The following is a 25,379-nucleotide window of genomic DNA, read 5'->3' as shown; positions in this document are numbered from 1 at the left end:
GGCGTCAATCGAGCACCGGTCAGGAGTCGTGCGAAATCCGCTCGTAAGCGACATAAGAGACCGGCGCGCTGTCGGCCGGTCCCTGCACCGGACCCTGACGCGACACCTCGCGCCACATCGCGGGGTCGATCCGCGGGAACATCACGGTTCCCTGTGGGCGGGCGTGGACCTCGGTGATCGACAGCCGGTCCGCGACATCGATCAGCGACGCATAGAGAACCCCGCCCCCGACCACCATGATGTCGCCGACACCCCGCCCGGCGGCGAGCCGGCCGGCTTCCTCGAGTGCCGCCGGAAGCGTCGGCGCCACGTGCACGCCTTCGGGCGCGAACGACGGGTCGGCGGTGACGACCACGGTGTCGCGGCCGGGCAGCGGCCGGCCGATGGAGAGATAGGTGCGCCGCCCCATCAGCATGGGATGGCCCAGGGTTTCGGCCTTGAAGCGCTTCAGGTCGCTCGGCAGGTGCCACGGCATGGCGTCGCCGGTGCCGATAACGCCGTTCTCCGCGACGGCCGCGACGAGCACGAGACGCGGCCTGCCGCCAGGAGCCTTACCGGGAGCATCGTCGTTGACGCCATGATCGCTCATGCGGCGGCCGTCTCGCCGGCGAGCCTCGCCAACGCCTCCCCCGAGACGCGGCAGCCGGTCCACTCGTCCATCAGCACGGCGCCCTGGGCGCGATAGAACGCGATCGAGGGCGCATTCCAGTCCAGCACCGCCCATTCCAGCCGGCCGAGCCCCTCGTCCACGCACCGCCGCGCGAGATGGACGAGCAGGGCCTTGCCTATGCCATGGCCGCGCAGAGCCGGATCGACGAACAGGTCTTCGAGATAGATGCCATGGCGGCCGCGGAAGGTGGAGAAATTATAGAACCACAGCGCGAAGCCGGCCGGGGCGCCGTTCCACTCCGCGATGTCGCAGAACACCCGCGGGTTCGGCCCGGCGAGCGCGGCGGCGATCATCGCCTCGTCGGCCTCGACCTCGTGAGAGAGTTTCTCGTATTCGGCGAGCGCGCGCACGAAGCCGAACACGATCCCGGCATCGGCCGGTCCGGCGGAACGGATGGAGATGCTCACACCGCCACCTCGGCCTTGATGTGGGGATGGGGATCGTAACCGACGACTTCAATGTCCTCGAAGCGGATCGAGGCGAGATCGCTGACATGCGGTGCGATCTCGAGCCGCGGCAGAGGCCGCGGCGCGCGGGAGAGCTGCTCGCGCGTCTGGTCGATGTGGTTCACGTAGAGGTGGGCGTCGCCGAGGGTGTGGACGAAATCACCCGGCGCGAGCCCCGTCACCTTGGCGACGAGGTGGGTGAGCAGGGCATAGGACGCGATGTTGAACGGCACGCCGAGGAAGGTGTCGGCCGAGCGCTGGTAGAGCTGGCAGGAGAGCCGCCCGTCGGCCACATAGAACTGGAACATCAGGTGGCACGGCGGCAGCGCCATCTTCGGAACATCGGCCGGGTTCCAGGCCGTGACGATCAGCCGGCGCGAATCGGGATTGCGCCGGATTTCGCTGACGACGTCGGCGATCTGGTCGATCACGCCGCCATCCGGCGTCTGCCACGAGCGCCACTGATAGCCGTAGACCGGCCCGAGGTCGCCGTTCTCGTCCGCCCACTCGTCCCAGATGGAGACGCCGTTCTCCTTCAGATAGGCGATGTTGGTGTCGCCCTTCAGGAACCACAACAGCTCGTGAATGACCGAACGCAGGTGGATGCGCTTGGTCGTCACCAGCGGAAAGCCTTCCGAGAGATCGAAGCGCATCTGATGGCCGAACACCGACAGAGTGCCGGTGCCGGTGCGGTCGCTCTTCAGCGCGCCCTCGCTGAGGATGCGGCGCATGAGATCGTGATATTGGCGCATCGCGCGCTCCCGAGGCTGATGCGGTGGGACGTCCGCAGACGTCGGTCCGGGCCGAACGGACGCCGGCTCCGATCGTTCCTTACTAGCGCGAGTCGCCCGCGGCGTCGCGTGCGGAGCGCCGCGACGGCACCCCCGACGACGCGGCTTGTGGATGGCCGCGCATGCCAATCTCCGTTCTGCCCTTTCACATCCCGCCGCTTCATCTTATATTCGGGCTGCCGGCGACGGTCGGATATGGCGATAAACGGTCGACGTAATAAGCTCATCGGACCCGGGGGCGGTACCCGGCGCCTCCACCTGAGCCCGCTTCGGACAAGCGGGTTGAGGTGGGGGCGAAATAGGATCGACGAGAGTGTAAAGGTCGTGCTTTCGCCCGGCATGGTACCGCCGTTATCGGACCAAACCTATAGTTGCCAATGACAACTATGCTGAGGCTCGCCTCGCCGCGTGATGCGGTGCGGTACCTCTAATTAAGCCCTTGCTGTTAGCGCAGTAAGGCGGGGTTCGGGGGCACCTGGCAACAGAAGCCCTCACTCATTTCGCGGACGAGCCGCGGCCGGCATCGCCAGATGCGTCGCGCTTCTCCGTCGTCGAATTCGGCCTCAGGGCCGTCCAAAAGGTGTTCCTCGCCGGCTCTCCGGTTCGGAACGACAGGCTGAAAGCGCCTGCGAGGCGGTTCCGCTGCCCGGCCGATATTGCCGGCGGTGAGCCCCTTCTGATCCCGACGGGGGCAAACGCGGGTTCGGGGATGACGGAGCCGGGGTGCATGGCTCCCGAGCCCTTAGGAAGCGCGGCCGCCCGGCTGCTTCCGGAACCAGCGGCTGCCCGACGACCGACCAGCCCGAAGAGCGACGAGCGATGGCCGAGGATTTGATCCGATACGACGTCCTGGTGCAGGACGCGCTGCGAAGCGTGGTGCGCAAGGTTCTGAACGAGGTGCTCCAGGCCGGGCTGCCCGGCGAGCATCACTTCTTCATTGCGTTCGACACCTCGGCGCCGGGCGTGCGCATTTCCTCCCGCCTCAAGCAGAAATATCCCGAGGAAATGACCATCGTGCTCCAGCACCAGTTCTGGGGCCTGACGGTTTCCGATTACGGCTTCGAGGTCGGGCTGTCGTTCGGCGGCGTGCCGGAGAAGCTGTTCGTGCCGTTCCGCGCGATCAAGGGCTTCTTCGACCCTTCCGTCCAGTTCGGCCTGCAGTTCGATCCGCACCGCGACGAGGAAGCGGCCGCCGAGGACACCGACGAGGCGGAGGTTTCGGCCCCGCTCTCGATGGTCAAGCCAGCCGCGAAACCAGACGTGAAGCCGGCATCGGGCGCCGAGGCCTCGGGCGAGGATAAGCCGGAAGCTCCGGAAGCCGAAGGCAAGCCGGCCGCCGAGGGTGAGGCTGCGCCCGATGCGGGCGCGGCGGTCGTGTCGCTGGACGCGTTCCGCCGCAAGACCTGAACCGGGCGGAACGCGGGAGCCGGAACCCGGGCGCAGGTCCCGCGGAGGCAAACGGATGGCGGACATCGTCAATCTGCGACTGGTGCGCAAACGCAAGGCCCGCGCCGAGCGCGAGGCTACGGCGGAGGCGAACCGCATCCTGTTCGGACGCACCGCGGCCGAGCGCGGGCAGGCGCGTTCTGAAGCCGAGAGCGCCGCGCGCCACCTCGACGGGCACCGCCTCGGCACGGATGGCCCGCCCCCCGGCGACAACGAGAAAGACGCCTGATCGCCCTCCCCGCCTCTGTCGCACCCGTTCGCGGGGGGCTGAGCCGGCACATCTGAACGGGCCACTCTGAGGTGGCTTTGCGGGCCCTTCCCGACCGGACCGGGGCGTTCGATCAAGCGCACGAACGCCGGCCGAGCGGAAGCAGGCCGATCAGACAGCAACACTTGGAGAGCAAACCCTCCGGCTTCGATGATCGCGCCGGTCCGGGCGTCCAGATCGCATCGATCCGAACGGAATGCGTTCCGGGCTATCGCCCGTCAATGCGGATCACGGCGACCATGGAAAAGCGCTCCCTCACCCTTGACGGCCACCGCACCAGCCTCGCGCTGGAGCCTGCCTTCTGGAGCGGCATCGAGGCGGTGGCGGCGGCGCGGGGTCTGAGCCTTCCCGCGCTTGTCAGCACCATCGACCGGGAACGGGGCGCGGGCGGGCTCGCGTCCGCGGTGCGCGTGACCGTGCTCGACCACTTCCGGGATCTTTCGCGGCGCTGAACGGGTCACGCCCGGGTGGCCGGACCACTTTCCGTCGCGTGCCGCCCCCTTCCTTCGCGCGCCCTCGGCAGGGCGCACGCTTCCCTCACGCTATCAGCGGGAAATCTGGGCCGCTGCCGCGCGGGCGGGCGCCCGCCCGCCGAGGGTCGACACACGCGCCGTCACCAGACGCTCGTCGGCGCGCTCGGCCTTCTGCACCACGGTCGCAAGATCGGCTTCCGCCGCGGCGACGGCATCGGCCGCCTGCGCGCGCTGCTCGGCGAGGCCGTCGATGGACGCGAGCAGGTTGTCGCGGCGCTGGCGCGCGGCACGGGCGAATGTCGGATAAGCGAAGTGTTCGGGATCGGTGACCCCGCTCTTCTTCTCTTCCACGTCGATCTGCTGATCCAGTTCGCCGGCCATGCGCATGAGTTCGCCGACCATGACCTCGATCTGGGCGAGGCGACGGCGCGCATCTTCGAGCTGGAACTGTTTTGCCCGGATGAGATTGTCTCTCGGTTTCATCGCAATTCACTCCTCACGCACCGCTGACGATAAGCGAGGAGTCATTTCCAAAAGGTTCGCGATTCATTGCCAAATGGTTGGCGGGTTCGTCGGCATTGTTTCCTGTGCAATCGACGCCTTCCGGGTAACTGAACGTTTACCGGATTGGGTAACCATGCAGCCCAACGAGGTTTGGGTGAAAGGGCTCGGCGGGCGATCTCCCGAGAGGGTCAGCACACGACACCGGACGGCAGCGACGGCGACCGGGAGCGGCTCGGAATCCGCTATGGATTCCATTGTGTTCCGCTCTTCTGTGAATTCAGGTGGTCAAGGCGTTGCCAGCCGGAATCGTAATCTGTTAACCCTTTTGAGGTAACGTTGAGTCGGGACGAACAGCAGTCCTTCGCGGAGGCCTGAGCTTAAGGTCGCTGCGCCAAGCCCAATGACACGGCGAACACAGGGATTTGGCATGCGCGTACTGCTGATTGAAGACGACAGCGCTATCGCGCAGAGCATCGAGCTGATGCTGAAGTCCGAGCGCTTCAACATCTACGTGACGGATCTTGGCGAGGAAGGCATCGACCTCGGCAAGCTCTACGATTACGACATCATTCTGCTCGATCTGAACCTTCCGGATATGTCCGGTTACGAGGTTCTTCGTGCTCTGCGCCTGTCCAAGGTCAAGACGCCGATCCTGATTCTCTCCGGACTCGGCAATATCGAGGACAAGGTGCGCGGTCTCGGCTTCGGCGCCGACGACTACATGACCAAGCCCTTCCACAAGGACGAGCTGATCGCGCGCATCCACGCCGTGGTCCGCCGCTCCAAGGGCCACGCCCAGTCGGTGATCCAGACGGGCGAACTCACCGTCAATCTCGACACCAAGACCGTGGAGGTCGGGGGCAGCCGCGTGCACCTCACCGGCAAGGAGTACCAGATGCTGGAGCTCCTTTCGCTGCGCAAGGGCACGACGCTCACCAAGGAGATGTTCCTCAACCATCTCTATGGTGGCATGGACGAGCCCGAGCTGAAGATCATCGACGTCTTCATCTGCAAGCTGCGCAAGAAGCTGACGGCGGCGACCAACGGGCGCAACTATATCGAGACCGTCTGGGGCCGCGGCTACGTTCTGCGCGACGGCGAGGACGAGCCGGTCCGCGATACCGCCTGAGGGCGACGCGGGCCTACCCGCGTGGTCGCGCCGACGGCAAGGCCGGGCATGACGCCAAGGCCGGGCATGACGCCCGGCTCCCGTGAAGCGCTGTTTCCTCGCCATCGGCGGAGAAACGCCGGGGGCAAGCGCCCCGCCGAGGGCGCTCCACCAGCTCGCGATCGGGGCGGTTTCGGCCGGATCGCATCGGATTCCCAGCCGGCCAGCGCCCGCGGCTCCTTGGCCGGTCGGGCGCTTCGTTTTTCCGGGCCGTCTTCAGGCGGCGGCGCGCGACGAGGCGACGAAGGTGACTACGTCGCCGTCCCTGGAGATGCGGATCGCAAGCCCCACGGAGCGCGCCAGGAGGCCGACATAATACGGCACCACGCTATGGGCATCGAGCGGTTCGGTCTGGGTGCCCGCGATCAGGTCCTCGATTCCGGCCGGAATGCGCGCGTGGGAGCCCGTCGCGACGACTGTCAGATCGTCGATCTCGGCGCTGCCCGGCGACCACACCCGGATCGAGCCGCCCCGCGGAATAGCCTGGAGGGCCAGCACGATGAGCGTCAGCAGCAGCTTGACCCGGTCCTTGGCGACGAGCGCGGCGGGCATGCGCCAGTCGAGGCTGGTCTTGTCGCTGTCGACATATCCCTTCGCCAGCCGCTCGGCGTCGGCGAGATCGATGGATGCCCCGGCCGAACCCGCGAAGCCGAACGCCAGGCGCGCGAACTGGAGCCGGGCGGAAGCCTGCCGCGCGCTCTTGCGGATCAGGTCCATCGCGACCTCCCGCATGTCGCCCGAATCGTCCTCGTCGAGCACTTCGAGGCCGTTGGTGATGGCGCCGACGGGGCTGATGACGTCGTGGCAGATGCGGCTGCACAACAGCGCGGCGAGGTCGAGGCTCATGTCGCAATTCCCGGTGCATTCGAAGGTCGCTGCCGTCGGCGGTGCCGAACGGCCGTCGCCGAGCCATACACGCCGGGCCGTCGCCGGACAACCGCCCCATGGAGCGCACGTCCCGTCCGCACCGCACCGGTCCAAACGGCCGGACTAGCCCCATGCTCCAAAACCCGAAGCCCCTTCCCGCCGATCGGATGACTTCGCCCGATCGGGAGCCGCTTCAGCAGCCAAGGATAATGCCGGCCATGAACGCCTTTCTCGTCAGGCTCCTGACCGCCATCGCCATCCTCACCGCCGGCGCATCGTTCGCCCGCGACGCCGCGTTCGCGCAGGACTATGGCGGCTCCGACTACAGCCAGCCTGGCGCCCAGGGCGGCGGAGCCTTGCCGAACCCGAACCCGCCGACGACCTTCAACAGCGTGCCCTCGCCGCCGGTGTCGGCCGGCACGCCGCCCGCCGCGAACGGCGGGGTGATGCCGCCGACCTATTCCTCGACGGAGATGATCCAGACCGGCAACAAGTTCTTCGGTCAGATCTCGAGCGGACTCGCCACGGTCGTCGAGCGCGCGTTCTCGCAATATGGCGAGCCGAACGCCTACATCCTCGGCAGCGAGGGATCCGGCGCGTTCTTCGGTGGCCTGCGCTATGGCGAGGGCGACATCTACAGCCGCCAGGGTCAGCCGCAGCGCATCTACTGGCAGGGGCCCTCGCTTGGCTTCGACGTGGGCGGCGATGGCGCGAGGGTGATGATGCTGGTCTACCGGCTGCCCTCGCTTCAGCAGCTGTTCCAGCGCTTCGTCGGCGTCAACGGATCGGCCTATGTGGTGGGCGGGTTCGGCATGACGGTGCTCGCGGCGGAGCCGACCTATATCGTGCCCGTCAAGTCGGGTCTCGGCGCGCGGCTCGGCGTCAATCTCGGCTACCTGAAGTTCACCGCCGAGCCGACCTGGAATCCCTTCTGACCAGGGAAATCCGGCTCATGCCGGGCACGCAGGGGCGATCCGCGTCGCCGGGGCTTGCCCTTCGCACCCGTTTTATCCAGAGAGTAGGGCGACGTGCGTCTGGCAAGCCTGTTGCCGCGCCTCTATCCTGCCTCGTCGGCGCGATCTGCACGGTAAAGGCCTCGGCCTTCGTCCCGTCCCGCGCCCGGCGATGCAACCTTGCCTTGATCACCGGCCGCGCCGGAAAGATCGATCGGGAGGCGGCCTGGTGAGCGAAATCGACCTGACGCAAGCCGCGATCGCAGTCGGCGCGGTTCTCGTGGCGCTGATCGTGCTGGCGACGGTGCTGCGACGACCCCGCCGTCGCCGTGGGCCGGTCAAGCTCGCGGCGGCGACACGGCCCGACCGCGACCTGCTGCGCGCCGAATTCGCCATCGAACTTCGTCGTGTCGAGGTGCGCGCCGAGCGGCTCGCCGAGGAACTGCGCGTCGCCCGCATCGAGATCGCCCGTCTGCAGCACCAGCGTTTCACACCCCCCGGGCAGCAGCCGGCACGCAAGGAGCCGCCGCAGCAGGTGCCGGCAAGCGGACGGATCGAGCCGTCGCTCTATGCCCCTCCCGCCGTTCAGGAGGCCCCTCCGGCCGTTGCCGACGAACGCGTCGCGGCCCTCCAGGCGGAGCTCGAGGCGGCCCGGCAATCCGCATCGACCGCGGCCGCAGAGCAGCGTGCGCTCGCCGAGCGCCTCGCGAGCGTCGAACGCGCGCTGACGGAGGCGCGCGAGACCGCCGATTCCCGCCGGATCGACGCCGCGGCGGCGAGCTTCCGCGCGACCGCGCTCAACGCCGAACTCGACCAGTTGAAGGCCTTCGCCCCGCCCGCGCCGAAGCCCGAGGGCAACGGCGCGGATGCCGCGGCCCTGCCGCAAGCCGCCGCGGTGGCGGATGACGGACAGCCCCTGGCCGGAGATCCGCCCGTGCCCGCCACCATCGAGGAGGTGGAAGCCGCGCTCCTGCGCGAGCGGCTTTCGGACCTCGCGGCCGAAGTCGCCGCCGTGACGGCCACCATCGAGGGCCGCGGCGGGCGCATCGATGCCATCCTCGCCGACGGCCCGCCGGCGCCCGGCGGCGTCAGCGCCGCGGCGACCCTCGCCGACAAGATCCGCCGCCTGCGCGAGCGGACCGCGACCTAGAGCGCTTTCCGATCTGATGGAATCATCAGATCGACCAGAAATCGCTCCAGATTCAGAAGCTTGCGCATATCCTTGTCGTTCAGATCGATACGATCTGAACGGGTTATGCTCTAGAGCGCATTGGACTGCGGGAGAGAAGCGATGAAGATCGAAGCCGTTCTCGCCGCCGTCGGCAGCGTGTTCGGGGCGTGCGGGGTCGCGGCGGCAGCCGCGGGCGCCCACCTGACGAATCTGCCGAATCTGCCCGTGGCGGCGCAGTTCCTGCTGATCCATGCCGTCGCCATCGTCGGGCTCGCGGCGCTGTCCGCCGCGTTCGGGGGACGCAAGCTCGTCGCGTGGAGCGCCGTCGTCCTCGCCGTCGGTGTGGTTCTGTTCTCCGGGAGCCTCATCTGGAGCGATGTGTTCGGGGCAAGCCCGATGTCATCCCTGGCGCCCGTCGGCGGCACGACGCTGATCGTCGGCTGGCTGTTTTCCGCCGTCGCAGGTTTTTCCCTGCTGCGGCGCTGAACGGCGCTGGCCGGCCGTGACGGGCTGCGTTGCCCGCCAGCGGTGCGGATACGGCGAGGAGAAGACGGAGCGAAACCGGGCTGCTCCCGCCGACCGGCGCCTGCCTCGGTGAACAGGCACGCCGGAGCGCCTTCCGATCTGATGGACGCATCAGATGGACAACAAACGATTTGAGATTCAAAGCTTTAGACATATCCCGTTCAGATCGGTCCGATCCGAACGGGATTTGGTTTAGCGGCCGGCGGCGGCCCCTGGCACGGCTGTGACCGTATCCGTGGTGGCCTCGATGGTCTGGCCGACCGACTCGCCGACGGCCTGCGCCTGACTGCCGAGCGACGCGCGCGTGTTTCCGTCCACCACCGAGATCGGCGCGGAAATCAGCAGGCCGGTCGTCTGGCCCACCGCGGACGCAGCGCCGGTGGTGATCAGCCCGATGCGCTCGCCGATGCTGGCATTGCTGGACGTGACCGAGTCGCCCGCGGCAAGCCGGGTCCCGATGGCGCGCACCACCTCCGGGCTTTCAGCGAACTTGTTGTGGTTGAAGGGATCGCCGCTCGAAAGCTTGGTGAGGTCGATGACGTTGATGTTCTCCGCCTCGAGCATCTTGCGGTAGGGATCGGTCTCGGGGTTGATGGCGCCGAGGCGCGAGATGCTGCCGCCGAGCACGCTGGAGATCGCGAGGGCCTTGTCGTCCTGCGACACGAACACGATGAATTCCGGCCTCGGCTTGCCGATGTCGCGCACCTGCGTCAGGAACACGTCGAAATCGATGTCGGGTGCGGCGAGCACGACGTTCTGCAGCTTTGCCGGCAGCCGGCCCTTGCGGATCGACATCTGCCGCAGCGTTTCCATGGTGAGCCAGGTGCCCATGGAGTGGGCCAGGATCGAAATCTCGTCGATGTTCGGATCCTTGGCCAGCGCCCACAGCACTTCCTCGAGCGCATCGCGGGAGAAGGCCGCGCTTTCGCGGTCGTAATTGTAGGCGAGTAGTCGGCCACGCGACGGCCAGGTGAACAGCACCGGCGCCACGTCGGCTTTCGAATCGTGGACGATCTGGGCAAGGCTGAACACCGCGGCATCGAAGCGGTTGTTGAAGCCGTGCACGAACACCAGGGCGCGGCGCGGGCGTGCCTTGGGGGTGATCTCCTTGAAGGTGCGCAGCGCGCCGGCCTTGTTCTCAAGCTCGACATTGGTCACGACGAAATTCCGCGCCGGATTGCCCGGCACGCTCGACGGCCACTGGATCTCGCCGACCCGGCGGTTTGCGTCGGGCGGGATCGAGACGGTGATATCGGCGAAGGCCGGTTCGTCGCCACGCTCGCCGGAGAAGAACTCGCCCGGCCGGCTCGAGATCGCCGCGCGCGTGGTCACCACCAGCATCCGAACAGAACTGGTGCCCGGCACCGTTTCGGTGACCGGCAACAGCGAGTTGATCGGCCGGCCGCCGCAACCCGCGACCAGGATGCTGATGAGGAAGACCGGGATCCAGACCTGAGGCAGCGCGCGCACCGATGAGACCTTTCGTCGAACTTGAGGCCGGTCGCGGTCGGAACGCGACGTGCTCACGCTGTTCTACCGCGCCCTGGGCACCGCCGAAACCGCACGGGGGCGGTCATCCAGAAGGTTTTAACCACGCGCGGCGAGGCGCTGCCGCAGCCGGCCCGCGAACCGCCGAAGCCGCACTGTCGCGGTCAGTTCTCGGCGGCGGTGCCGACTTCGGCCATGCGCGGCAGCGCGGCGATCGGCAGGTTGCCGGGACCGTTCGGGCGCGACGAGGGTGAGATCGCGTGCAGCAGCGTGCGCCGGGCGACCGCTAGGTGTGCGGCGAGCCTGTCCTTCGCCGTCGCAATGTCGCGCGCGGCCAGCGCGTCGAGGATGCCGAGATGCTCGTTGACGGCGACCTTGTTGCGCTCTTTCTCGCCGACCTTCCCCCACTGGTAGTGATAGTGGAAGATCAGCGTCATCACGTCGAACATGTCGCTGAAGAAGCGGTTGCGCTTGGCGCCGATGATCATGGCGTGAAAGTCCTGATCGAGCGCCGAGAAGTCGTGAAACCGCTCGTCGATCTGGGACGCCAGCTCCTTGTGGCGGCCGATCATGCGCTCGACTTCCGCCCAGACCGGATGATCGGCACCAAGCGAGGCAAAAGCGTCGATCGCCGTCATTTCTAGAATATAGCGCATGTCCGCCAGTTCGTTGGCGAACGCGGCATCGAACGCCATCAGCGTCCAGCTGCCGCGCGGGCGCTTGCGGATGACGCCGAACCGCGACAGACGGATGAGATATTCCCGCACCACCGCTGTCGACGTATCGGCGCGCCGGGCGAGTTCCGCCTCGGTGAAGCGCTGACCGGGCAGGAGATCCTGCCGCAGCACGAGTTCCATGAACACGCTTTCGACGTGGTCAGCGGGGGAATGAACCTGCGTCTCGTCGAACCGGTCGCTTTCGAGGGGTTTTCGGGCGACGATGCGCTCATTGCCGTGAACGGCGAGGACACCGTTCTGGATGAGGTGCTGGAGGGCGGCACGCACCGGAGAACGGCTGACGCCGCACAGGGTCGTCAGCACCGCCTCGGACGGCGCGGGGTCGCCCGGCTCAAGCGCCTCGATGGCGTCCAGGATGCGATTCGCCGTGCGGCGATAGAGATGGTCCGACTTGGCCACTTGCGGCTCCGCGGCGCGCGCCTTCCAGGCCACGACGATGGACCGCTTCCCTCCCCGCCAACGCGCCTTCTGCCCCGGGGTTCGGGAGCGATCGTTTTCCAAAGGCATGAACGGCACGGGAGAATCGCCGGCCGACCGGCTTCCCGCCCACTCTTTGAGCAAACTGCCGGAATGGTTCAATGAGATCAAGGGCAAGGCGACAGCGCGGCCACCCTGCCGGGCGCCTTGACAGAGAATGGAGGCGCTTTCTATCGTCGCCCCGCGGGGTGCATCTTATCGAAAAAGTTCCGCTTTTTCGCCCGCTCCGGCCATAGGCACCGTTCACCCGGACGGCATCCGGGACAGCGATTTTCATCCGATCAGGAGACCGGGCGGGACAGCCCGGCCACACAGCACGCGAGGACCGTTCCCATGCTCAGGCACATCGACCCGATTCTCGGGCCGGACCTGCTCCACATCCTGCGCTCGATGGGCCATGGCGACGAGATCGCCATCGTCGATGCGAACTTCCCCGCCGCGACCATGGGCAAGCGCGTGGTGCGGCTCGACGGCGTAACCGCGACCCATGCGGCCGAGGCCATCCTTCACCTGCTGCCGCTCGACCAGTTCGAGCCGGAGGCCGCGTTCGTGATGCAGCAGGTGCACGCGCCCGACGAACTGGCGCCGATCTGCGTGACCTTCCAGGAGCAGGTGCGCGCCGCCTCCGACGGCCGCTTCGGCGTCCGCAGCATCGAGCGCTTCGCCTTCTACGAGCGCGCCAAGACCGCCTTCGCCGTGGTCGCGACCGGGGAGAGCCGGCTCTACGGCAACCTCATCCTGAAGAAGGGCGTGATCGAGCCCTAAAGCGCTTTCCGATCTGATGGAATCATCAGATCGACCAGAAATCGCTCCAGATTCAAAAGCTTGAGCATATCCTTGTCGTTCAGATCGGCACGATCTGAACGGGTTATGCTCTGGGCCGCGGCCTGAGCCACGGCATGGCTGACCCCGGACGGCGGAGATGCCGTCCGGCTGCGCCTATTTACGGTGTTCGCAGTCCGACCCCGGCGGAAACACTTCCGGCGCTCCCCAATCGTTGGACGGCAGAGTGTTGTAGGGCGGCTCGAAGGCCTGCTTGACCATGTGAAAGGCCGTCGGAACGTCCGACTTCGGATCGCCATAATCGACGATCCAGAAATAATCGTAGTTCGCGTTCGGCCACGTCTTCGGGACGTCCTTCAGCTTGTCGAGATTGAGAAGCTGCCGGAGCGTCACCTCCTCGCCGGGAAACTGCTTTTCCATCTTCGCGTCGGCGATGTGATGGTGCTCCCAGACCATCACCACGGTGCGCCCGTTCCAGCGCGGATCGGTCAGCACCTCGTGGGCCGCCTCCTGCGTGCGCTGGTTGAGCTTTTCGACGAACTTCGGATCGTCCCGGCGGGGTTCCGGCATGACGCTGACATCGTCGACCGGAATGCCCCACTTGCCTGCGGAGGGCGACACCAGTTCCAGCGTGTGCAGCGTGATCGACATGAAGGCGACCGGCGGCTGGTGGGCGAACAGCGTCTTGGCGTGATCGCGGCTCAGATATTGCGCGGCGAGCGCCTTGGCGCGCTCCTCGCCGATGGAGCACAGCGCGTAATCGTTCTTCTTCTCGCCGTGCCGCAGGATGATGACCCGTTCAGGCACGGCATGGGCCGCCTCCGGCAGGGCCGCAGCCGCCGCGACGGATATCAATGCCGACAACACGCCGGCCAGAATGCGCTTCATGTCCTTCCCCACGCCACACGTTCGGGAACCAGCCGTCCGGAGCGACGCGTGCGGGCGGACGGGTCCATCCGGTCGCCGCGTGCTCCCGCAGCCATTCCAGCCCCCGCCGGAACGCGCAGATTAGAATGCGGGACAGGTGCGGCTTCAAGCCCTCGATTGCCGCTCCACGGAGCGGCATCGGCACTGGCGCGGGGCGTCAGGTACAGCCGGAGCCCGGCGGCAGGTTCTCCGGCTGCCCCCAGTCGTTCATGGGCAGGTTGTTGTAGGGCGCGGTGAAGACCTGCTTCATCATCCGGAACGAACTCGGCACGGTCGCGTCCGGCCGGTCGTAGTGCAGGATCCAGAAATAGTCGTAGTTGGGATTCGGCCACGTCTTCGGCACGTCCGGCAGCTGGTCGAGATGGAGCAGCTGGCGCAACGTTACCTGCTCGCCGGGAAACTGGCTTTCGAGTTCCTCGCTCGCGATGTGATAGTGCTCCCAGACGAGAACCACGGTCTTGCCGTGCCATTTCGGATTGGTCAGCAGGTCGTTCGCCACCCGCTGGTTCATCAGGTTCAGCTTGGCATTGAAGGAATGGTCGTTCTTGGCCGGCTCCAGCATCAGCGGATCGGTCTTGAGGTCCATGTCCCAGGCGTCGACGATGGGCGTGGCGGTTTCGAGCGTGTGGAGCGTCATCGCGAGGAACGCGGCGGGCGGCCGGTCGAACAGCAGGCTGGCGCCATCGACCTTGCCGAGATATTGCGCCGCGAGCGCCTCGGCCCGCTCCTTGCCCACGCTGCACAGCGTCTCGCCGCCGCCCTTCTCGCCGTGCCGCAGGATGATGACGCGCGCCGGTGCGGCGGCCACCTCGGCCGAGAACGCTGCGATCAGAAGCATGGCAAGGGAAAAAAGGCCGGCGCGAAGAAGGATCACGGCACCAACGTCCCGAAACGCTGCAATGGGCATCATGAGGCGGAGGATGGGAGGATCGTTCCGCAGCCGTGATCTTGCAGGAAGGGGCGGAAAAGCGCCAGAGCCCGGCAACGGGACGACGCGGCGGCACCCTGCGGATGCCCGAGAGCTTGGAGCGCCCCCCGCACGCGGGCGACGCGACGCCCGGGCCGCCGCCGCGGGGCTCGGTTGCCGGGAGGAATTACTCCTCCAGGTCCATCTCCAGGATGGCCATCTGGAAATTCCAGGACAGTTCCCCGTCCTCGTCGTCGCGGTAGAGCACGCCGACGAACTCCTCGCCGATATAGACCTCGGCCGAGTCGTTCTTGCGCGGCCGCGCCTTCACGGTCAGGTTCTCGAGCTCGAACTTGCGGCGCAGATAGCCTTCGAGCTTCTTGATTTCGTTGCGGTCCAAAGGTCACCTCTTCGTGGGTCGGCACCCCCGGACCCATCGGCCACGGGGACACATGCCCGTCCGGCGGCGGAACGCCCGCCACCGATCTCAGGCCCGGATTGCCACCCTCGCCGGCCGAGCCAGCACGGCGGAAGGGGCGTTCCGGACGGCGAGCTTTATCAGAGCGAGCCGCTGCGGTCGACGCCCGAGGTATCGCCGATCAACTGATCCATCGAACGGGCCGGTTCGGCACATCCCGCCTTGCCGACCACGCGGGCGGGAACGCCGGCCACGGTGGTGTTCGGCGGAACCGGCGCCAGCACGACCGAGCCGGCCGCGATGCGCGAGCAATTGCCGATCTCGATATTGCCGAGGATCTTGGCACCCGCCCCGATCAGCACGCCGCGGCGGATCTTGGGGTGACGGTCGCCGGTTTCCTTGCCGGTGCCGCCGAGGGTCACACCCTGCAGCAGCGAGACATCGTCGCCGATGGTGGCCGTGGAACCGACCACGAGGCCGGTGGCATGGTCGAGGAAGATGCCGCGCCCCATCGGCACCGCCGGATGGATGTCGGTCTGGAACACCTCGGACGACCGGCTCTGCAGATAGAGGGCATAGTCGCGCCGGCCCTGCCGCCACAGCCAGTTGGCGAGCCGGTGGGTCTCGATGGCGTGGAAACCCTTGAAGAACATCACGGGCTCGATGAACCGCTCGCAGGCGGGATCGCGGTCGACGACCGCCATCAGGTCGACCCGGAACGTGTCGCCGATCGCCGGCTCGTCGGCCAGCGCCTCGAGATAGGTCAGGCGCAGCTGCTCGGACGAGACGCCCGGCGTCGCCAGCCTGTCGGCGATGCGGCGCACGACGGCGTCTTCCAGGCGGGACTGGCCGAGCACCGTGGTGACGATCAGGCTGGTGAGGGCGGGTTCCGCCGCGGCCATCTGCTCGGCCTCCAGGCGCACCCGCGACCACACCGGATCGTGACTGATCACGCCGTGGATATCCGCACGTTGCGGTGAATGGACCATCAGCCGAACTCCTTTTCCCGGACCGGGCCGGCGAGGTGTAACATAATCCTTGTCGCGCCCCGGCGCAAAAGGCCTGTCCTGCTTTCGCCCGCCTTTAGAGAACGCGGTTCCGAGCGCGTCGTTCATCTCCCGGCGAACGCGGCGGCGCGGTGTTGATGCGGGGGCGAGGGCGGTCTAGCCTGCCGCTCCGCTTCGTGCCCGTTCCGCGCGCCGGCAACAGCCGGTACCGCAGCACGACCCTCCGAACCCGATATCCGAACGAAGCCCATGACCATTCGACCCGATGTGATCTCGACCATTGGCGACACCCCGTTGATCCGGCTGCGGCGCGCATCGGAGATAACGGGGTGCGAAATCCTCGGCAAGGCCGAGTTCCTCAATCCGGGCCAGTCGGTGAAGGATCGGGCCGCGCTGTTCATCATCCGCGACGCCATCGCCCGCGGCGCGCTAAAGCCGGGCGGCGTCATCGTGGAAGGCACGGCCGGCAATACCGGCATCGGGCTCGCGCTGGTGGCCGGCGCGATGGGCTTCCGCACGGTGATCGTGATTCCGGAAACCCAGTCGGAGGAAAAGAAGCTGGCGCTGCGCCTGATGGGGGCGGAACTCGTCGAAGTCCCCGCGGTGCCTTATCGCGATCCCAACAACTATGTGAAGCTCTCCGGCCGGCTCGCCGAACAGCTCGCCCGCACCGAGCCGAACGGCGCCATCTGGGCAAACCAGTTCGACAACGTCGCCAACAGGCAGGCACACATCGAGACGACGGGGCCGGAAATCTGGCGCGACACCGGCGGGCGCATCGACGGCTTCGTCGCGGCGGTCGGCTCGGGCGGCACGCTGGCCGGCATCGGCATTGCGCTGAAGGGCTTCGATCCCAATATCACCATCGGCCTCGCCGATCCGTTCGGCGCCGCGCTCTTCAGCTACTATACGACGGGCAAGCTGGAGTCCGAGGGCAGTTCGATCACGGAAGGCATCGGCCAAGGCCGCATCACCGCCAACCTGGAAGGCGCCCCCGTCGACGTCGCCTATCGCATCAGTGACGAGGAGGCGGTCTCCATCGTGTTCGATCTCGCCGAACACGAGGGCTTGTGCCTGGGCGGATCGTCCGGCATCAACGTCGCCGGTGCGATCCGACTCGCCAAGGCGATGGGACCGGGCCACACCATCGTGACGATCCTGTGCGATTACGGGACCCGTTACGCCTCGAAATTGTTCAACCCGGCGTTCCTGCGTGAGAAGGGGTTGCCAGTGCCGGCCTTCCTGGAACGGAAGCCGGACTTCGCGATCCCGTTCGAACCGGCGCCCTGACGAGAACCGACCAATCCGCCGCGAGCGCCGCTCGCCGGACGGTTCGACGCAGAACGAGGACGACTTCACATGGCTCCTACAGCCGCCGCATCGCAGCCACGCAGCAGCGCCGCGCCCCACCTGGTGGACGCCGCGTGGCTGAAAAGCCATCTGGGCGAGCCGAAGCTGCGGGTGCTGGATGCGTCCTGGCACCTGCCGACCTCCGGGCGCGAGGGCAAGCAGGACTTCGTCGCCGGACACATTCCCGGCGCCGCTTTCTTCGATATCGACGCGATCTCCGACAGCACGCGCGGCCTGCCGCACATGTTGCCGACACCGGCGAACTTCGCGGCCGCGGTCGGCAAGCTCGGCATCGGGACAGACGACACCATCGTCATCTACGACACCGTGGGCCTGTTCTCTGCGCCGCGGGTGTGGTGGTCGTTCAGGGCGATGGGGGCCACGGACGTCCATGTGCTCGACGGCGGCCTGCCGGCATGGGTGGCGGCCGGCGGCACGCTCGCGCGCGGCCCGGCGATGACCTCGGCACGGACGTTCGTGCCAGCCTTCGACGCGACGAAGGTCGCCTCGCTGGACGACGTCAAGGCAGCCCTCACGACGGGCTCCGCCGTGGTGGCCGATGCCCGCCCCGCCGATCGCTTCATCGGCACCACGCCGGAACCACGGCCCGGCCTGCGCTGCGGCCACATGCCCGGCGCCCGCAACCTGCCCTTCACGCGCCTGATCGAGAACGGGCGGATGAAGCCGGCGGCCGAGATCGCGCGGCTGTTCGCAGAGGCCGGTATCGACACGACCCGTCCGATCATCACCTCCTGCGGCTCCGGCGTGACGGCTGCGGTCCTCAGCCTCGCGCTCGCCACCATCGGCGTGGAAGACGTCCGCCTCTATGACGGCTCGTGGACGGAGTGGGGCGGCAAGGCCGACGTGCCCGTCGTCACCGGCCCGGCCACCTGATTCCGGCGCGGCCTATTTCGGCGCGGCGCGATTCAGCGCACCGGAACGAACTCAGTTACCTGAAAAGAACAAGGGCGCCGCGAACCGCGGCGCCCTTCGTGTTTCTGAAAGTGTCTCCAGGCGTATCCCGCTCAGTGCAGGATCTGCGACAGGAACAGCTTGGTGCGCTCGTGCTGGGGATTGGAGAAGAACGCGTTCGGCTCGTTCTGCTCCACGATCTGGCCGGCGTCCATGAAGATCACCCGGTCCGCGACCTGACGGGCGAAGCCCATCTCGTGGGTCACGCACAGCATGGTCATGCCGTCGTTGGCGAGGCTGACCATGGTGTCGAGCACCTCCTTCACCATTTCCGGATCGAGCGCCGACGTCGGCTCGTCGAACAGCATGACCTTCGGGCGCATGCACAGCGCGCGGGCGATGGCGACGCGCTGCTGCTGGCCGCCGGAGAGCTGGCCCGGATATTTCTTCGCCTGATCGGGGATGCGCACGCGGGTCAGGAAGTGCATGGCCAGTTCCTCGGCCTCGCGCTTCGGCATCTTGCGCACCCAGATCGGGGCGAGCGTGCAGTTCTCGAGGATCGTGAGATGCGGGAACAGGTTGAAGTGCTGGAAGACCATGCCGACCTCGCGGCGCACCTCGTCGATGCGCTTCAGATCGTTGGTCAGCTCGATGTTGTCGACGATGATCGAGCCCGCCTGATGCTCCTCCAGCCGGTTGATGCACCGGATCATGGTGGACTTGCCGGATCCGGACGGTCCGCAGACGACGATGCGCTCGCCGCGCTTCACCTTGAGGTGGATGTCCTTCAGCACATGGAACTGGCCGTACCACTTGTTGACGCCGATCAGCTCGATGGCGACGTCCGGCACCACTTCGGACTGGATCGCCGCACCGGCCGCGGATGACTGCACCTGGGTCATGGAGAAACTCTCCTTCTGTGTCCAATGTTCGGCCGGGCGGCAGGCGGCGCGGTGGCGCCCCTGCCCTGCCCGTCCGCGGGCGGCTCAACGGTGGCGACCGACGTCGAGCCGGCGTTCCATGTAGCGGGAGTAGCGGGACATGCCGAAGCAGAACATCCAGAACACCAACGCCGCGAACAGGTAGCCGGTCGAACTCGTGACCGGCGTGGCCCACTTCGCGTCGGTGAAGTTGCGCTGGATGATACCGAGCAGGTCGAAGATACCGATGATCAGCACCAGCGAGGTATCCATGAACAGCCCGACGAAGGTGTTCACGATGCCGGGGATGACGAGCTTGAGCGCCTGGGGCAGCACCACGAGGCGCATCATCGACCAGTAGCCGAGACCGACGGCCATCGCGCCCTCGTACTGCCCCTTCGGCACCGCCTGAAGGCCGCCGCGCACGACCTCCGCCATGTAGGCCGACGAGAACAGCACCACGCCGATGAGCGCGCGCAGGAGCTTGTCCACCTGCAGGCCGTTCGGCATGAACAAAGGCAGCATCACGCTCGACATGAACAGCACGGTGATGAGCGGAACGCCGCGCCAGAACTCGATGAACGAGACGCAGAACAGCTTCACCAGCGGCAGCCTGGAGCGGCGCCCGAGCGCCAGCAGCACGCCGAGCGGCAGCGACGCGACGATGCCGACATAGGAGACCACCAGCGTCACCAGCAGGCCGCCCCACAGCGAGGTTTCCACCGGCTGCAGCCCGAAGCCGCCGCAGAGCAGGAAGAACGACACCACCGGGAAGATCACGAACACGAACAGCGCGTTCCACCCCTTGTAGGGGACGGACGGGATCGCGAGCGGGATCAGGCTGCCGGCCAGCATCAGATAGACGAGATCGACGCGCCAGCGCTGGTCGATCGGGTACACGCCGTAGATGAACTGCCCGATCTTCGCCTCGACGAACGGCCAGCACGCCCCGACATTCGCCCCGAGGCAGGCCTCGCGGTCCGCGCCCTCCCACACAGCATGGAAGAAGGCGAAGTTCAGGATCGGCGGGATGATCGACCACAGCAGCCAGATCGAGACGATCGTCAGGACGGCATTGCCGAAGCTGGAGAACAGGTTGGTGCGCAGCCAGGCCGCGGCGCCGGTCGTGGACCGGGGCGGGGGCAGGACGGCGGCGGGCTCGGTGCGGACATAGGCAACGGAGGACATGGCTTACCTCACCGCTCGACCAGCGCGATGCGCGCGTTGAACCAGTTCATGAAGGCCGACGTGGAGAGGCTGATGGTCAGGTAGACCAGCATGGTGATGGTGATCACCTCCACCGCCTGGCCCGTCTGGTTGAGGACGGTACCGGCGAACACGGCGACGAGGTCGGGGTAGCCGATCGCAACGGCGAGCGACGAGTTCTTGACGAGATTGAGGTACTGGCTCGTCAGCGGCGGCACGATCACGCGCATGGCCTGAGGAATGACCACCAGCCGCAACGTCTGGCCGGGATGAAGGCCGAGCGCACCGGCGGCTTCGCTCTGCCCCTTGCTGACGGCGACGATGCCGGAGCGCACGATTTCCGCGATGAAGGCGGCCGTGAACAGCACGAGGCCGAGGATGAGCGCCACGAGTTCCGGGATGAGCGTGATGCCGCCGACGAAGTTGAAACCCTGGAGCCGGGGCACGTCGAAGTGGACCGGGAACCCGGTGACGGCGAGCGCCAGGAACGGGAGGCCGATGATGAGCGCGAGCGAGGTCCACAGCACCGGGAACTGCTGGCCCGTCGCGTCCTGACGGCGGCGCGCCCAGGTGCGCAGGCCGACGATGGCCACGATGGCGACAATGACCGCGATGTCGAACAGGCCGCTGCCCTCGCCGAACACCGGCCGGGGCAGGAACAGGCCGCGGATGTTGAGCGAGATGCCGAGGCCGAGATCGAGGCTCTGCCGCGGCGCAGGCAGGCTCTTCAGCACCGCGAAATACCAGAACAGCAGCTGCAACAGGAGCGGGATGTTGCGGAGCACGTCGACATAGGCGGTCGCGATGCGGCTCAACAGCCAGTTTGGCGACAGCCGCGCGATGCCGACGACGAAGCCGAGGATGGTGGCGAGCACGATGCCCACGGCGCCGACGAGAAGCGTGTTGAGCAGCCCGACGAAGAACGCGCGCCCGTAGCTCGAAGCCGGCGAATAGTCGATCAGCGTCTGGGAGATCGCGAAGCCGGCGGGCCTGTCCCAGAACCCGAAGCCCGAGGCGATGTTCTGGGCCCGCAGGTTGGCGACGGCATTCGATATGCCGATATAGGCCACCGCGACGACGAGACCGATCAGCACGATCTGGAAGAAAAGTCCCCGTATCTTGGGGTCGTTGATCAGGGATGCTCTCCCTTTTCCGGCGTCCTTCACTTTCGCCGTCGCCGGCAACGATTCCATCGCCATTCGCATGCCCTCGTTGACGTGTCGCCATGAAGCCGGAAGGCGGGAACCGGGGTTCCCGCCTTCCGCATTTCGGATCAACGAACCGGCATGCCGTATTGCAGGCCCTTGTCGGTCCACAGCGCGTTGAGGCCGCGGGCGATGTTCAGGCGGCTTCCGGCGCCGACATTGCGGTCGAACACCTCGCCGTAGTTTCCGACCTGCTTGACGATGTTGTAGACCCAGGCGTTATCCACCCCGAGGCCCTGGCCGAAGTCACCTTCGGTGCCGAGCAGACGCTTCACGTCGGGATTGTTGGTCGAGCCCTTGATCTCGTCGACGTTCTTGGAGGTGATGCCGGCTTCCTCGGCGTCGACCATCGCGTAGCCGACCCACTTCACCAGCGTGAACCACTTGTCGTCGCCCTGGCGGACGACGGGACCGAGCGGCTCCTTGGAGATCAGCTCCGGCAGGACGATGTGGTCGTCGGGGTTGGCGAACTTCAGGCGCTCGGCATAGAGGCCCGACTGATCGGTCGTGAAGGCGTCGCAGCGGCCGCCGTCATAGGCGCGCACCGCCTCGTCGGCGCTCTCGAACACCACCGGGTTGAACTGCATGTTGTGGGTGCGGAAATAGTCGGCGAGGTTGAGCTCGGTCGTGGTGCCGGTCTGCACGCAGATCGAGGCGCCAGACAGCTCCAGCACCGACGAGATGCCGAGCGACTTGCGGACGATGAAGCCCTGGCCGTCATAATAGGTGACGCCGGTGAACATCAGGCCCATCTGGGAGTCGCGCGACAGCGTCCAGGTGGTGTTGCGGGCCAGCACGTCGACGGTGCCGGTCTGCAGCGCCGTGAAGCGCTCCTTGGCGTTCAGGGGCGTGAACTTCACCTTGGTGGCGTCGCCGAACACCGCCGCGGCAACCGCGCGGCAGAAATCGACATCGAAGCCGGTCCACTCACCCTTGTCGTCCGGCGCGCCGAAGCCGATCAGGCCGGTGTTCGCGCCGCACTGGAGGAAGCCACGCGCCTTCACGTCGGAGAGCGTGTCGGCACCGGCGGAGCCGGTCGCAGCGGCGAGCGACGACACCGCAAGCGAGGCGCCGAGCATCACGGAGAGAAATTTATTCTTCATGGTTGGACGTGGTCCCATCTTTGTCGATCACATCGAACGAACCGCGCCCGCTGCCGCTGTAATCCGACAGGAGGCGATCCGGTGGACGGAGAATGGGCCTTCTGACAAGGCCGGCTCCGCAGCCATAAGGCGGCAGGGGCTCACGGTCGTCCGCCATCACGGCGGCATCGCTGCCCCATGGCGTCTCCTGCCAGCCCCCCTGACTCCATCACAGGATATTGCCCTATTGCGGTCAAGCCTCGTTCGTAGGCAATCGGAGGCAAATCCACATCCGATCCGTGCATTGCGGCGCCATTTCCCCTGACGAGCGGTAGAACCGGCGTCCGGCCGGTGAAGATGGCGACTGCCTCCCGCCGACCGCGCAGCCATCGACGCAGGGAACAGGATGGGCTATGCGGGACCGGACCGATCTTCCGCCGGCCCTTCGATGGCACCTGCCTTCGCCCCCTCTCGCAGGGCTCGCGGCAAGGCAGCCAGGAGGGTTTCCGGTTCCGGGAGGCCGCGCCTTGCACGCCGGCACCAGGCCGGCGCTCGCTGATGATGCCGCAGGATGAGCTGACATGACCGATACGATGCCGCACGACGACCGCCCGGTGCCCGACCACAAGCCCGCGACGCGGGTGGTTCACGGCGGCTACGACGGCCATCGGTTCCACGGCTTCGTCAATCCGCCGGTCGTTCATGCCTCGACGGTGCTGTTCGAGAACGCCGAGGCCCACCTCGCCGACCGCCAGCGCTATGTCTACGGGCGGCACGCCACCCCCACCATCGAGGCACTGTCCGATGCCGTGACGGAGCTCGAGGGCGCGGCCGGAACCAAGCTTGCACCCTCCGGCCTCGCCGCCGTCACGCTCGCACTGATGAGCGTGCTGTCGCCCGGCGACCACCTTCTGATGGTCGATACGGTCTACGGCCCGACGCGGAAGTTCTGCGACGGGATGCTGGCGCGGCTCGGCGTGACGACGACCTATTACGACCCGGCCGTCGGCGCCGGCATCGCGGCGCTGATCCGGCCGGAGACGCGCGCGATCTTCCTCGAGGCGCCCGGCAGCGGCACGTTCGAGATGCAGGACGTGCCGGCGATCACCGCGGAAGCGGCCCGCCGCGGCATCGTCACGCTGATGGACAACACTTGGGCGACGCCGCTGTTCTTCCAGCCGCTCGCCCACGGCGTCGACCTCTCGATCCAGGCCGGCACCAAATACATCTCCGGCCATTCCGACGTGATGATCGGCACGGTCGCGGCGTCGGAACGCGTCTGGCCGGCGCTGCAGGACACCTATCGCCAGCTCGGCCTGTGCGTCGGACCGGACGATATCTACCTCGCCTATCGCGGCCTCAAGACCATGGCGGTGCGGCTCGACCGTCACCAGGCGAACGGGCTCGAAATCGCCCGCTGGCTGGCCGCACGGCCGGAGGTGACGCGCGTTCGGCACCCGGCGCTGCCGGACGATCCCGGCCATGCGCTGTGGCGCCGTGACTTCTCGGGCGCGTCAGGGCTGTTCGCCATCGAGATCGCCCCGGTTGCCGACGCGGCGCTGATCGCGTTCCTCGACCGGCTCAAGCTGTTCGGGATGGGCTATTCGTGGGGCGGCTACGAGAGCCTGATCGTCCGCGCGCGGCCCGAGCTTGGCCGCACGGCCGTGCCGTGGACGCACTCCGGAACGCTGCTGCGCCTGCACATCGGACTGGAGGACCCGGCCGATCTGATCGCCGACCTTGAAGCCGGCTTCGCGGCGATGGCCGTGGCGCAGGGCTGAGACGGCCGCGGCCGCGCAATGCGCGGCCCCGGTCCGGAGAGGCCGAAGCCTAAATTTTGAGCACCAAACCCTCGTAACCCGCGATCACGGCGGGAAATCGCTCGCGGGCAAGCGACAGGAGCTCGTCGAGCGCGTCGTCGGTGCGATAGATGTCGTGATGAATCATGACCGGGACCCGCACGCCGGCGCGCTCGGCAAGGTCGAGCGCCTTTTCCCAGGTCGAATGGCCCCACCCGATGAACCGGGGATAATCCGCCTCCGTGTAGGCGGCGTCATAGGCCATGATGTCGGCGCCGCGGACGAAATCCTCCAGCGCCGCGTCGACTTCGGCATTGCCGTGCTCGTGGTCGGTGATGATGCACACCGACGCGCCTTCGTGGTCGAACCGGTAGCCGGTCGCGCCGCCGGGATGGTTGAGCGCCACCGTCGTCGCCTCGATGCCCGACGGCAGCACGACCCGGTCGCCTGGCGCGAAATGCCGGAACTGGCAGGCGCGCATCTCCTTCGGCTTCACCGGGAACAGCGGCGGCGACATCAGCCGGCTGATGGCTTCGCGGTGGGCCTCGGCGCTCGGCAGATGCCCCGCCCAGAGCCGCACGCTGCAGCCCGGCATGTAGGCCGGCTTGAAGAACGGCAGCCCGCAGACGTGGTCGAGGTGGGAATGCGTGAACAGGATGTCGACGTCGAGGGGCGCTTCGTCGAGCAGCGCCTTGCCGAGGCGCCGTGCGCCCGAGCCGCAATCGACGATCACCCGCTGGCCGCCGATCTTGATCTCGAAACAGATCGTCTCGCCGCCATAGCGCATCATCTGGGTACCCGGCGTCGGCAACGATCCCCGCACGCCCCAGAAACGGATCTCGATCCGCTCGCCGCCCTGTTCCCTGAGATCGGTCACCG

The 25,379-nt window shown here is 67.1% G+C and carries 27 protein-coding genes and 1 other RNA gene; 12 read left to right on the top strand and 16 right to left on the bottom strand.

The window, feature by feature from the left end:
- Window positions 1–19: 19 nt before the first annotated feature.
- The 3 genes from BUF17_RS14695 to BUF17_RS14685 are packed head-to-tail and all read right to left on the bottom strand — an operon-like array spanning window position 20 to window position 1,868.
- Window positions 20–589 (bottom strand): dihydrofolate reductase, encoded by a 570-nt coding sequence (locus BUF17_RS14695; RefSeq protein WP_073629931.1) that lies wholly within the window; start codon window positions 587–589, stop codon window positions 20–22.
- Window positions 586–1,077 carry a GNAT family N-acetyltransferase gene (locus BUF17_RS14690; protein ID WP_073629929.1) on the bottom strand — a complete coding sequence of 164 codons (492 nt, stop codon included), beginning with the start codon at window positions 1,075–1,077 and terminating at the stop codon, window positions 586–588. Before BUF17_RS14690 ends, BUF17_RS14695 begins: the two co-directional genes overlap by 4 nt.
- Window positions 1,074–1,868, bottom strand: coding sequence for a thymidylate synthase (locus BUF17_RS14685; protein ID WP_073629927.1), 795 nt, complete (start codon window positions 1,866–1,868; stop codon window positions 1,074–1,076). Before BUF17_RS14685 ends, BUF17_RS14690 begins: the two co-directional genes overlap by 4 nt.
- 178 nt (window positions 1,869–2,046) lie before the next feature.
- Between BUF17_RS14685 and ssrA the strand changes: the two genes are divergently transcribed.
- From ssrA to BUF17_RS14665, 4 genes are all read left to right on the top strand, one after another.
- Window positions 2,047–2,403: a transfer-messenger RNA gene (gene ssrA / locus BUF17_RS14680) on the top strand.
- Window positions 2,404–2,726: 323 nt separating this feature from the next.
- Complete coding sequence (locus BUF17_RS14675) at window positions 2,727–3,314, top strand: SspB family protein (protein WP_073629925.1); 588 nt, start codon at window positions 2,727–2,729, stop codon at window positions 3,312–3,314.
- 55 nt (window positions 3,315–3,369) lie between these two features.
- Window positions 3,370–3,582: a DUF4169 family protein gene (locus BUF17_RS14670; RefSeq protein ID WP_073629923.1), complete on the top strand. Its 213-nt coding sequence runs from the start codon at window positions 3,370–3,372 to the stop codon at window positions 3,580–3,582.
- Between the two features lie 278 nt (window positions 3,583–3,860).
- Window positions 3,861–4,073, top strand: a complete 213-nt coding sequence (locus tag BUF17_RS14665; RefSeq protein ID WP_073630084.1) for a ribbon-helix-helix domain-containing protein — start codon at window positions 3,861–3,863, stop codon at window positions 4,071–4,073.
- Between the two features lie 93 nt (window positions 4,074–4,166).
- On the opposite strand, the gene BUF17_RS14660 is transcribed toward BUF17_RS14665, so the two are convergent.
- Entirely contained in the window at window positions 4,167–4,577 is a 411-nt protein-coding gene (locus BUF17_RS14660; RefSeq protein ID WP_073629920.1) for a hypothetical protein, read from the bottom strand.
- Window positions 4,578–5,025: 448 nt separating this feature from the next.
- Here BUF17_RS14660 and ctrA point away from each other — a divergent pair, with 448 nt between their 5' ends.
- Entirely contained in the window at window positions 5,026–5,727 is a 702-nt protein-coding gene (ctrA, locus tag BUF17_RS14655; protein WP_073629918.1) for a response regulator transcription factor CtrA, read from the top strand.
- Between the two features lie 255 nt (window positions 5,728–5,982).
- Here ctrA and chpT read toward each other — a convergent pair whose 3' ends face one another.
- Window positions 5,983–6,612: a histidine phosphotransferase ChpT gene (chpT, locus tag BUF17_RS14650; protein WP_073629916.1), complete on the bottom strand. Its 630-nt coding sequence runs from the start codon at window positions 6,610–6,612 to the stop codon at window positions 5,983–5,985.
- A 239-nt stretch (window positions 6,613–6,851) separates the two neighbouring features.
- Here chpT and BUF17_RS14645 point away from each other — a divergent pair, with 239 nt between their 5' ends.
- The 3 genes from BUF17_RS14645 (at window position 6,852) to BUF17_RS14635 (ending at window position 9,243) form a co-directional block, all read left to right on the top strand.
- Window positions 6,852–7,568 (top strand): DUF1134 domain-containing protein, encoded by a 717-nt coding sequence (locus BUF17_RS14645; RefSeq protein ID WP_244530895.1) that lies wholly within the window; start codon window positions 6,852–6,854, stop codon window positions 7,566–7,568.
- Window positions 7,569–7,815: 247 nt separating this feature from the next.
- Window positions 7,816–8,736 carry a hypothetical protein gene (locus BUF17_RS14640; RefSeq protein WP_073629914.1) on the top strand — a complete coding sequence of 307 codons (921 nt, stop codon included), beginning with the start codon at window positions 7,816–7,818 and terminating at the stop codon, window positions 8,734–8,736.
- Window positions 8,737–8,877: 141 nt separating this feature from the next.
- Window positions 8,878–9,243, top strand: a complete 366-nt coding sequence (locus BUF17_RS14635; protein ID WP_073629912.1) for a DUF423 domain-containing protein — start codon at window positions 8,878–8,880, stop codon at window positions 9,241–9,243.
- Window positions 9,244–9,474: 231 nt separating this feature from the next.
- Here BUF17_RS14635 and BUF17_RS14630 read toward each other — a convergent pair whose 3' ends face one another.
- Both BUF17_RS14630 and BUF17_RS14625 read right to left on the bottom strand, forming a co-directional pair.
- Complete coding sequence (locus BUF17_RS14630) at window positions 9,475–10,752, bottom strand: alpha/beta hydrolase (protein WP_073629910.1); 1,278 nt, start codon at window positions 10,750–10,752, stop codon at window positions 9,475–9,477.
- A gap of 182 nt (window positions 10,753–10,934) precedes the next feature.
- Entirely contained in the window at window positions 10,935–11,906 is a 972-nt protein-coding gene (locus tag BUF17_RS14625) for a GntR family transcriptional regulator (protein ID WP_175563708.1), read from the bottom strand.
- Window positions 11,907–12,317: 411 nt separating this feature from the next.
- Here BUF17_RS14625 and BUF17_RS14620 point away from each other — a divergent pair, with 411 nt between their 5' ends.
- Complete coding sequence (locus tag BUF17_RS14620) at window positions 12,318–12,749, top strand: RbsD/FucU family protein (protein WP_073629905.1); 432 nt, start codon at window positions 12,318–12,320, stop codon at window positions 12,747–12,749.
- A 174-nt stretch (window positions 12,750–12,923) separates the two neighbouring features.
- Here the strand turns inward: BUF17_RS14620 and BUF17_RS14615 are convergent, their stop codons facing one another.
- The 4 genes from BUF17_RS14615 to cysE form a co-directional block, all read right to left on the bottom strand.
- Entirely contained in the window at window positions 12,924–13,655 is a 732-nt protein-coding gene (locus tag BUF17_RS14615) for a hypothetical protein (RefSeq protein ID WP_073629903.1), read from the bottom strand.
- Between the two features lie 196 nt (window positions 13,656–13,851).
- The gene (locus BUF17_RS14610; RefSeq protein WP_244530894.1) at window positions 13,852–14,568 is read right to left on the bottom strand and encodes a histidine phosphatase family protein; all 717 of its coding nucleotides are present in this window, start codon (window positions 14,566–14,568) and stop codon (window positions 13,852–13,854) included.
- Between the two features lie 220 nt (window positions 14,569–14,788).
- Window positions 14,789–15,001: a DUF3126 family protein gene (locus tag BUF17_RS14605; RefSeq protein ID WP_073629901.1), complete on the bottom strand. Its 213-nt coding sequence runs from the start codon at window positions 14,999–15,001 to the stop codon at window positions 14,789–14,791.
- A 158-nt stretch (window positions 15,002–15,159) separates the two neighbouring features.
- Complete coding sequence (gene cysE / locus BUF17_RS14600; protein WP_073629899.1) at window positions 15,160–16,008, bottom strand: serine O-acetyltransferase; 849 nt, start codon at window positions 16,006–16,008, stop codon at window positions 15,160–15,162.
- A 267-nt stretch (window positions 16,009–16,275) separates the two neighbouring features.
- Here cysE and BUF17_RS14595 point away from each other — a divergent pair, with 267 nt between their 5' ends.
- Together BUF17_RS14595 and sseA are read left to right on the top strand one after the other, a co-directional pair.
- Window positions 16,276–17,316: a cysteine synthase A gene (locus tag BUF17_RS14595; RefSeq protein WP_073629897.1), complete on the top strand. Its 1,041-nt coding sequence runs from the start codon at window positions 16,276–16,278 to the stop codon at window positions 17,314–17,316.
- Between the two features lie 69 nt (window positions 17,317–17,385).
- A complete protein-coding gene (gene sseA, locus BUF17_RS14590) occupies window positions 17,386–18,270 on the top strand; it encodes a 3-mercaptopyruvate sulfurtransferase (protein WP_073629895.1) in 885 nt (294 codons plus the stop codon).
- A gap of 131 nt (window positions 18,271–18,401) precedes the next feature.
- Here sseA and BUF17_RS14585 read toward each other — a convergent pair whose 3' ends face one another.
- The 4 genes from BUF17_RS14585 to BUF17_RS14570 form a co-directional block, all read right to left on the bottom strand.
- On the bottom strand, window positions 18,402–19,190 hold the full coding sequence (locus BUF17_RS14585; protein ID WP_073629893.1) for an amino acid ABC transporter ATP-binding protein: 789 nt from the start codon (window positions 19,188–19,190) through the stop codon (window positions 18,402–18,404).
- Window positions 19,191–19,274: 84 nt separating this feature from the next.
- Complete coding sequence (locus BUF17_RS14580) at window positions 19,275–20,396, bottom strand: amino acid ABC transporter permease (RefSeq protein ID WP_073629891.1); 1,122 nt, start codon at window positions 20,394–20,396, stop codon at window positions 19,275–19,277.
- An 8-nt stretch (window positions 20,397–20,404) separates the two neighbouring features.
- The gene (locus BUF17_RS14575) at window positions 20,405–21,613 is read right to left on the bottom strand and encodes an amino acid ABC transporter permease (protein ID WP_073629889.1); all 1,209 of its coding nucleotides are present in this window, start codon (window positions 21,611–21,613) and stop codon (window positions 20,405–20,407) included.
- Between the two features lie 74 nt (window positions 21,614–21,687).
- The gene (locus BUF17_RS14570) at window positions 21,688–22,722 is read right to left on the bottom strand and encodes an amino acid ABC transporter substrate-binding protein (RefSeq protein ID WP_073629887.1); all 1,035 of its coding nucleotides are present in this window, start codon (window positions 22,720–22,722) and stop codon (window positions 21,688–21,690) included.
- Window positions 22,723–23,282: 560 nt separating this feature from the next.
- Here BUF17_RS14570 and metC point away from each other — a divergent pair.
- On the top strand, window positions 23,283–24,482 hold the full coding sequence (metC, locus tag BUF17_RS14565) for a cystathionine beta-lyase (RefSeq protein WP_244530893.1): 1,200 nt from the start codon (window positions 23,283–23,285) through the stop codon (window positions 24,480–24,482).
- A gap of 49 nt (window positions 24,483–24,531) precedes the next feature.
- Here the strand turns inward: metC and BUF17_RS14560 are convergent, their stop codons facing one another.
- Window positions 24,532–25,377, bottom strand: a complete 846-nt coding sequence (locus tag BUF17_RS14560; protein WP_244530892.1) for an MBL fold metallo-hydrolase — start codon at window positions 25,375–25,377, stop codon at window positions 24,532–24,534.
- Window positions 25,378–25,379 lie beyond the last annotated feature (2 nt).

This window comes from Pseudoxanthobacter soli DSM 19599 (assembly GCF_900148505.1).
GTDB lineage: Bacteria > Pseudomonadota > Alphaproteobacteria > Rhizobiales > Segnochrobactraceae > Pseudoxanthobacter > Pseudoxanthobacter soli.
Note: the sequence above shows the minus strand (reverse complement) of the source record. Positions and strands in the feature narration are given on the sequence as shown.

What these genes read in the sequence shown, in the direction of transcription:
- BUF17_RS14695 (WP_073629931.1), bottom strand. Translation starts at nt 589, where the DNA reads ATGAGCGATCATGGCGTCAACGACGATGCTCCCGGTAAGGCTCCTGGC.
- BUF17_RS14685 (WP_073629927.1), bottom strand. Translation starts at nt 1,868, where the DNA reads ATGCGCCAATATCACGATCTCATGCGCCGCATCCTCAGCGAGGGCGCG.
- BUF17_RS14675 (WP_073629925.1), top strand. Translation starts at nt 2,727, where the DNA reads ATGGCCGAGGATTTGATCCGATACGACGTCCTGGTGCAGGACGCGCTG.
- BUF17_RS14670 (WP_073629923.1), top strand. Translation starts at nt 3,370, where the DNA reads ATGGCGGACATCGTCAATCTGCGACTGGTGCGCAAACGCAAGGCCCGC.
- BUF17_RS14665 (WP_073630084.1), top strand. Translation starts at nt 3,861, where the DNA reads ATGGAAAAGCGCTCCCTCACCCTTGACGGCCACCGCACCAGCCTCGCG.
- BUF17_RS14660 (WP_073629920.1), bottom strand. Translation starts at nt 4,577, where the DNA reads ATGAAACCGAGAGACAATCTCATCCGGGCAAAACAGTTCCAGCTCGAA.
- ctrA (WP_073629918.1), top strand. Translation starts at nt 5,026, where the DNA reads ATGCGCGTACTGCTGATTGAAGACGACAGCGCTATCGCGCAGAGCATC.
- chpT (WP_073629916.1), bottom strand. Translation starts at nt 6,612, where the DNA reads ATGAGCCTCGACCTCGCCGCGCTGTTGTGCAGCCGCATCTGCCACGAC.
- BUF17_RS14645 (WP_244530895.1), top strand. Translation starts at nt 6,852, where the DNA reads ATGAACGCCTTTCTCGTCAGGCTCCTGACCGCCATCGCCATCCTCACC.
- BUF17_RS14635 (WP_073629912.1), top strand. Translation starts at nt 8,878, where the DNA reads ATGAAGATCGAAGCCGTTCTCGCCGCCGTCGGCAGCGTGTTCGGGGCG.
- BUF17_RS14620 (WP_073629905.1), top strand. Translation starts at nt 12,318, where the DNA reads ATGCTCAGGCACATCGACCCGATTCTCGGGCCGGACCTGCTCCACATC.
- BUF17_RS14615 (WP_073629903.1), bottom strand. Translation starts at nt 13,655, where the DNA reads ATGAAGCGCATTCTGGCCGGCGTGTTGTCGGCATTGATATCCGTCGCG.
- cysE (WP_073629899.1), bottom strand. Translation starts at nt 16,008, where the DNA reads ATGGTCCATTCACCGCAACGTGCGGATATCCACGGCGTGATCAGTCAC.
- BUF17_RS14595 (WP_073629897.1), top strand. Translation starts at nt 16,276, where the DNA reads ATGACCATTCGACCCGATGTGATCTCGACCATTGGCGACACCCCGTTG.
- sseA (WP_073629895.1), top strand. Translation starts at nt 17,386, where the DNA reads ATGGCTCCTACAGCCGCCGCATCGCAGCCACGCAGCAGCGCCGCGCCC.
- BUF17_RS14585 (WP_073629893.1), bottom strand. Translation starts at nt 19,190, where the DNA reads ATGACCCAGGTGCAGTCATCCGCGGCCGGTGCGGCGATCCAGTCCGAA.
- BUF17_RS14580 (WP_073629891.1), bottom strand. Translation starts at nt 20,396, where the DNA reads ATGTCCTCCGTTGCCTATGTCCGCACCGAGCCCGCCGCCGTCCTGCCC.
- BUF17_RS14575 (WP_073629889.1), bottom strand. Translation starts at nt 21,613, where the DNA reads ATGGCGATGGAATCGTTGCCGGCGACGGCGAAAGTGAAGGACGCCGGA.
- BUF17_RS14570 (WP_073629887.1), bottom strand. Translation starts at nt 22,722, where the DNA reads ATGAAGAATAAATTTCTCTCCGTGATGCTCGGCGCCTCGCTTGCGGTG.
- metC (WP_244530893.1), top strand. Translation starts at nt 23,283, where the DNA reads ATGACCGATACGATGCCGCACGACGACCGCCCGGTGCCCGACCACAAG.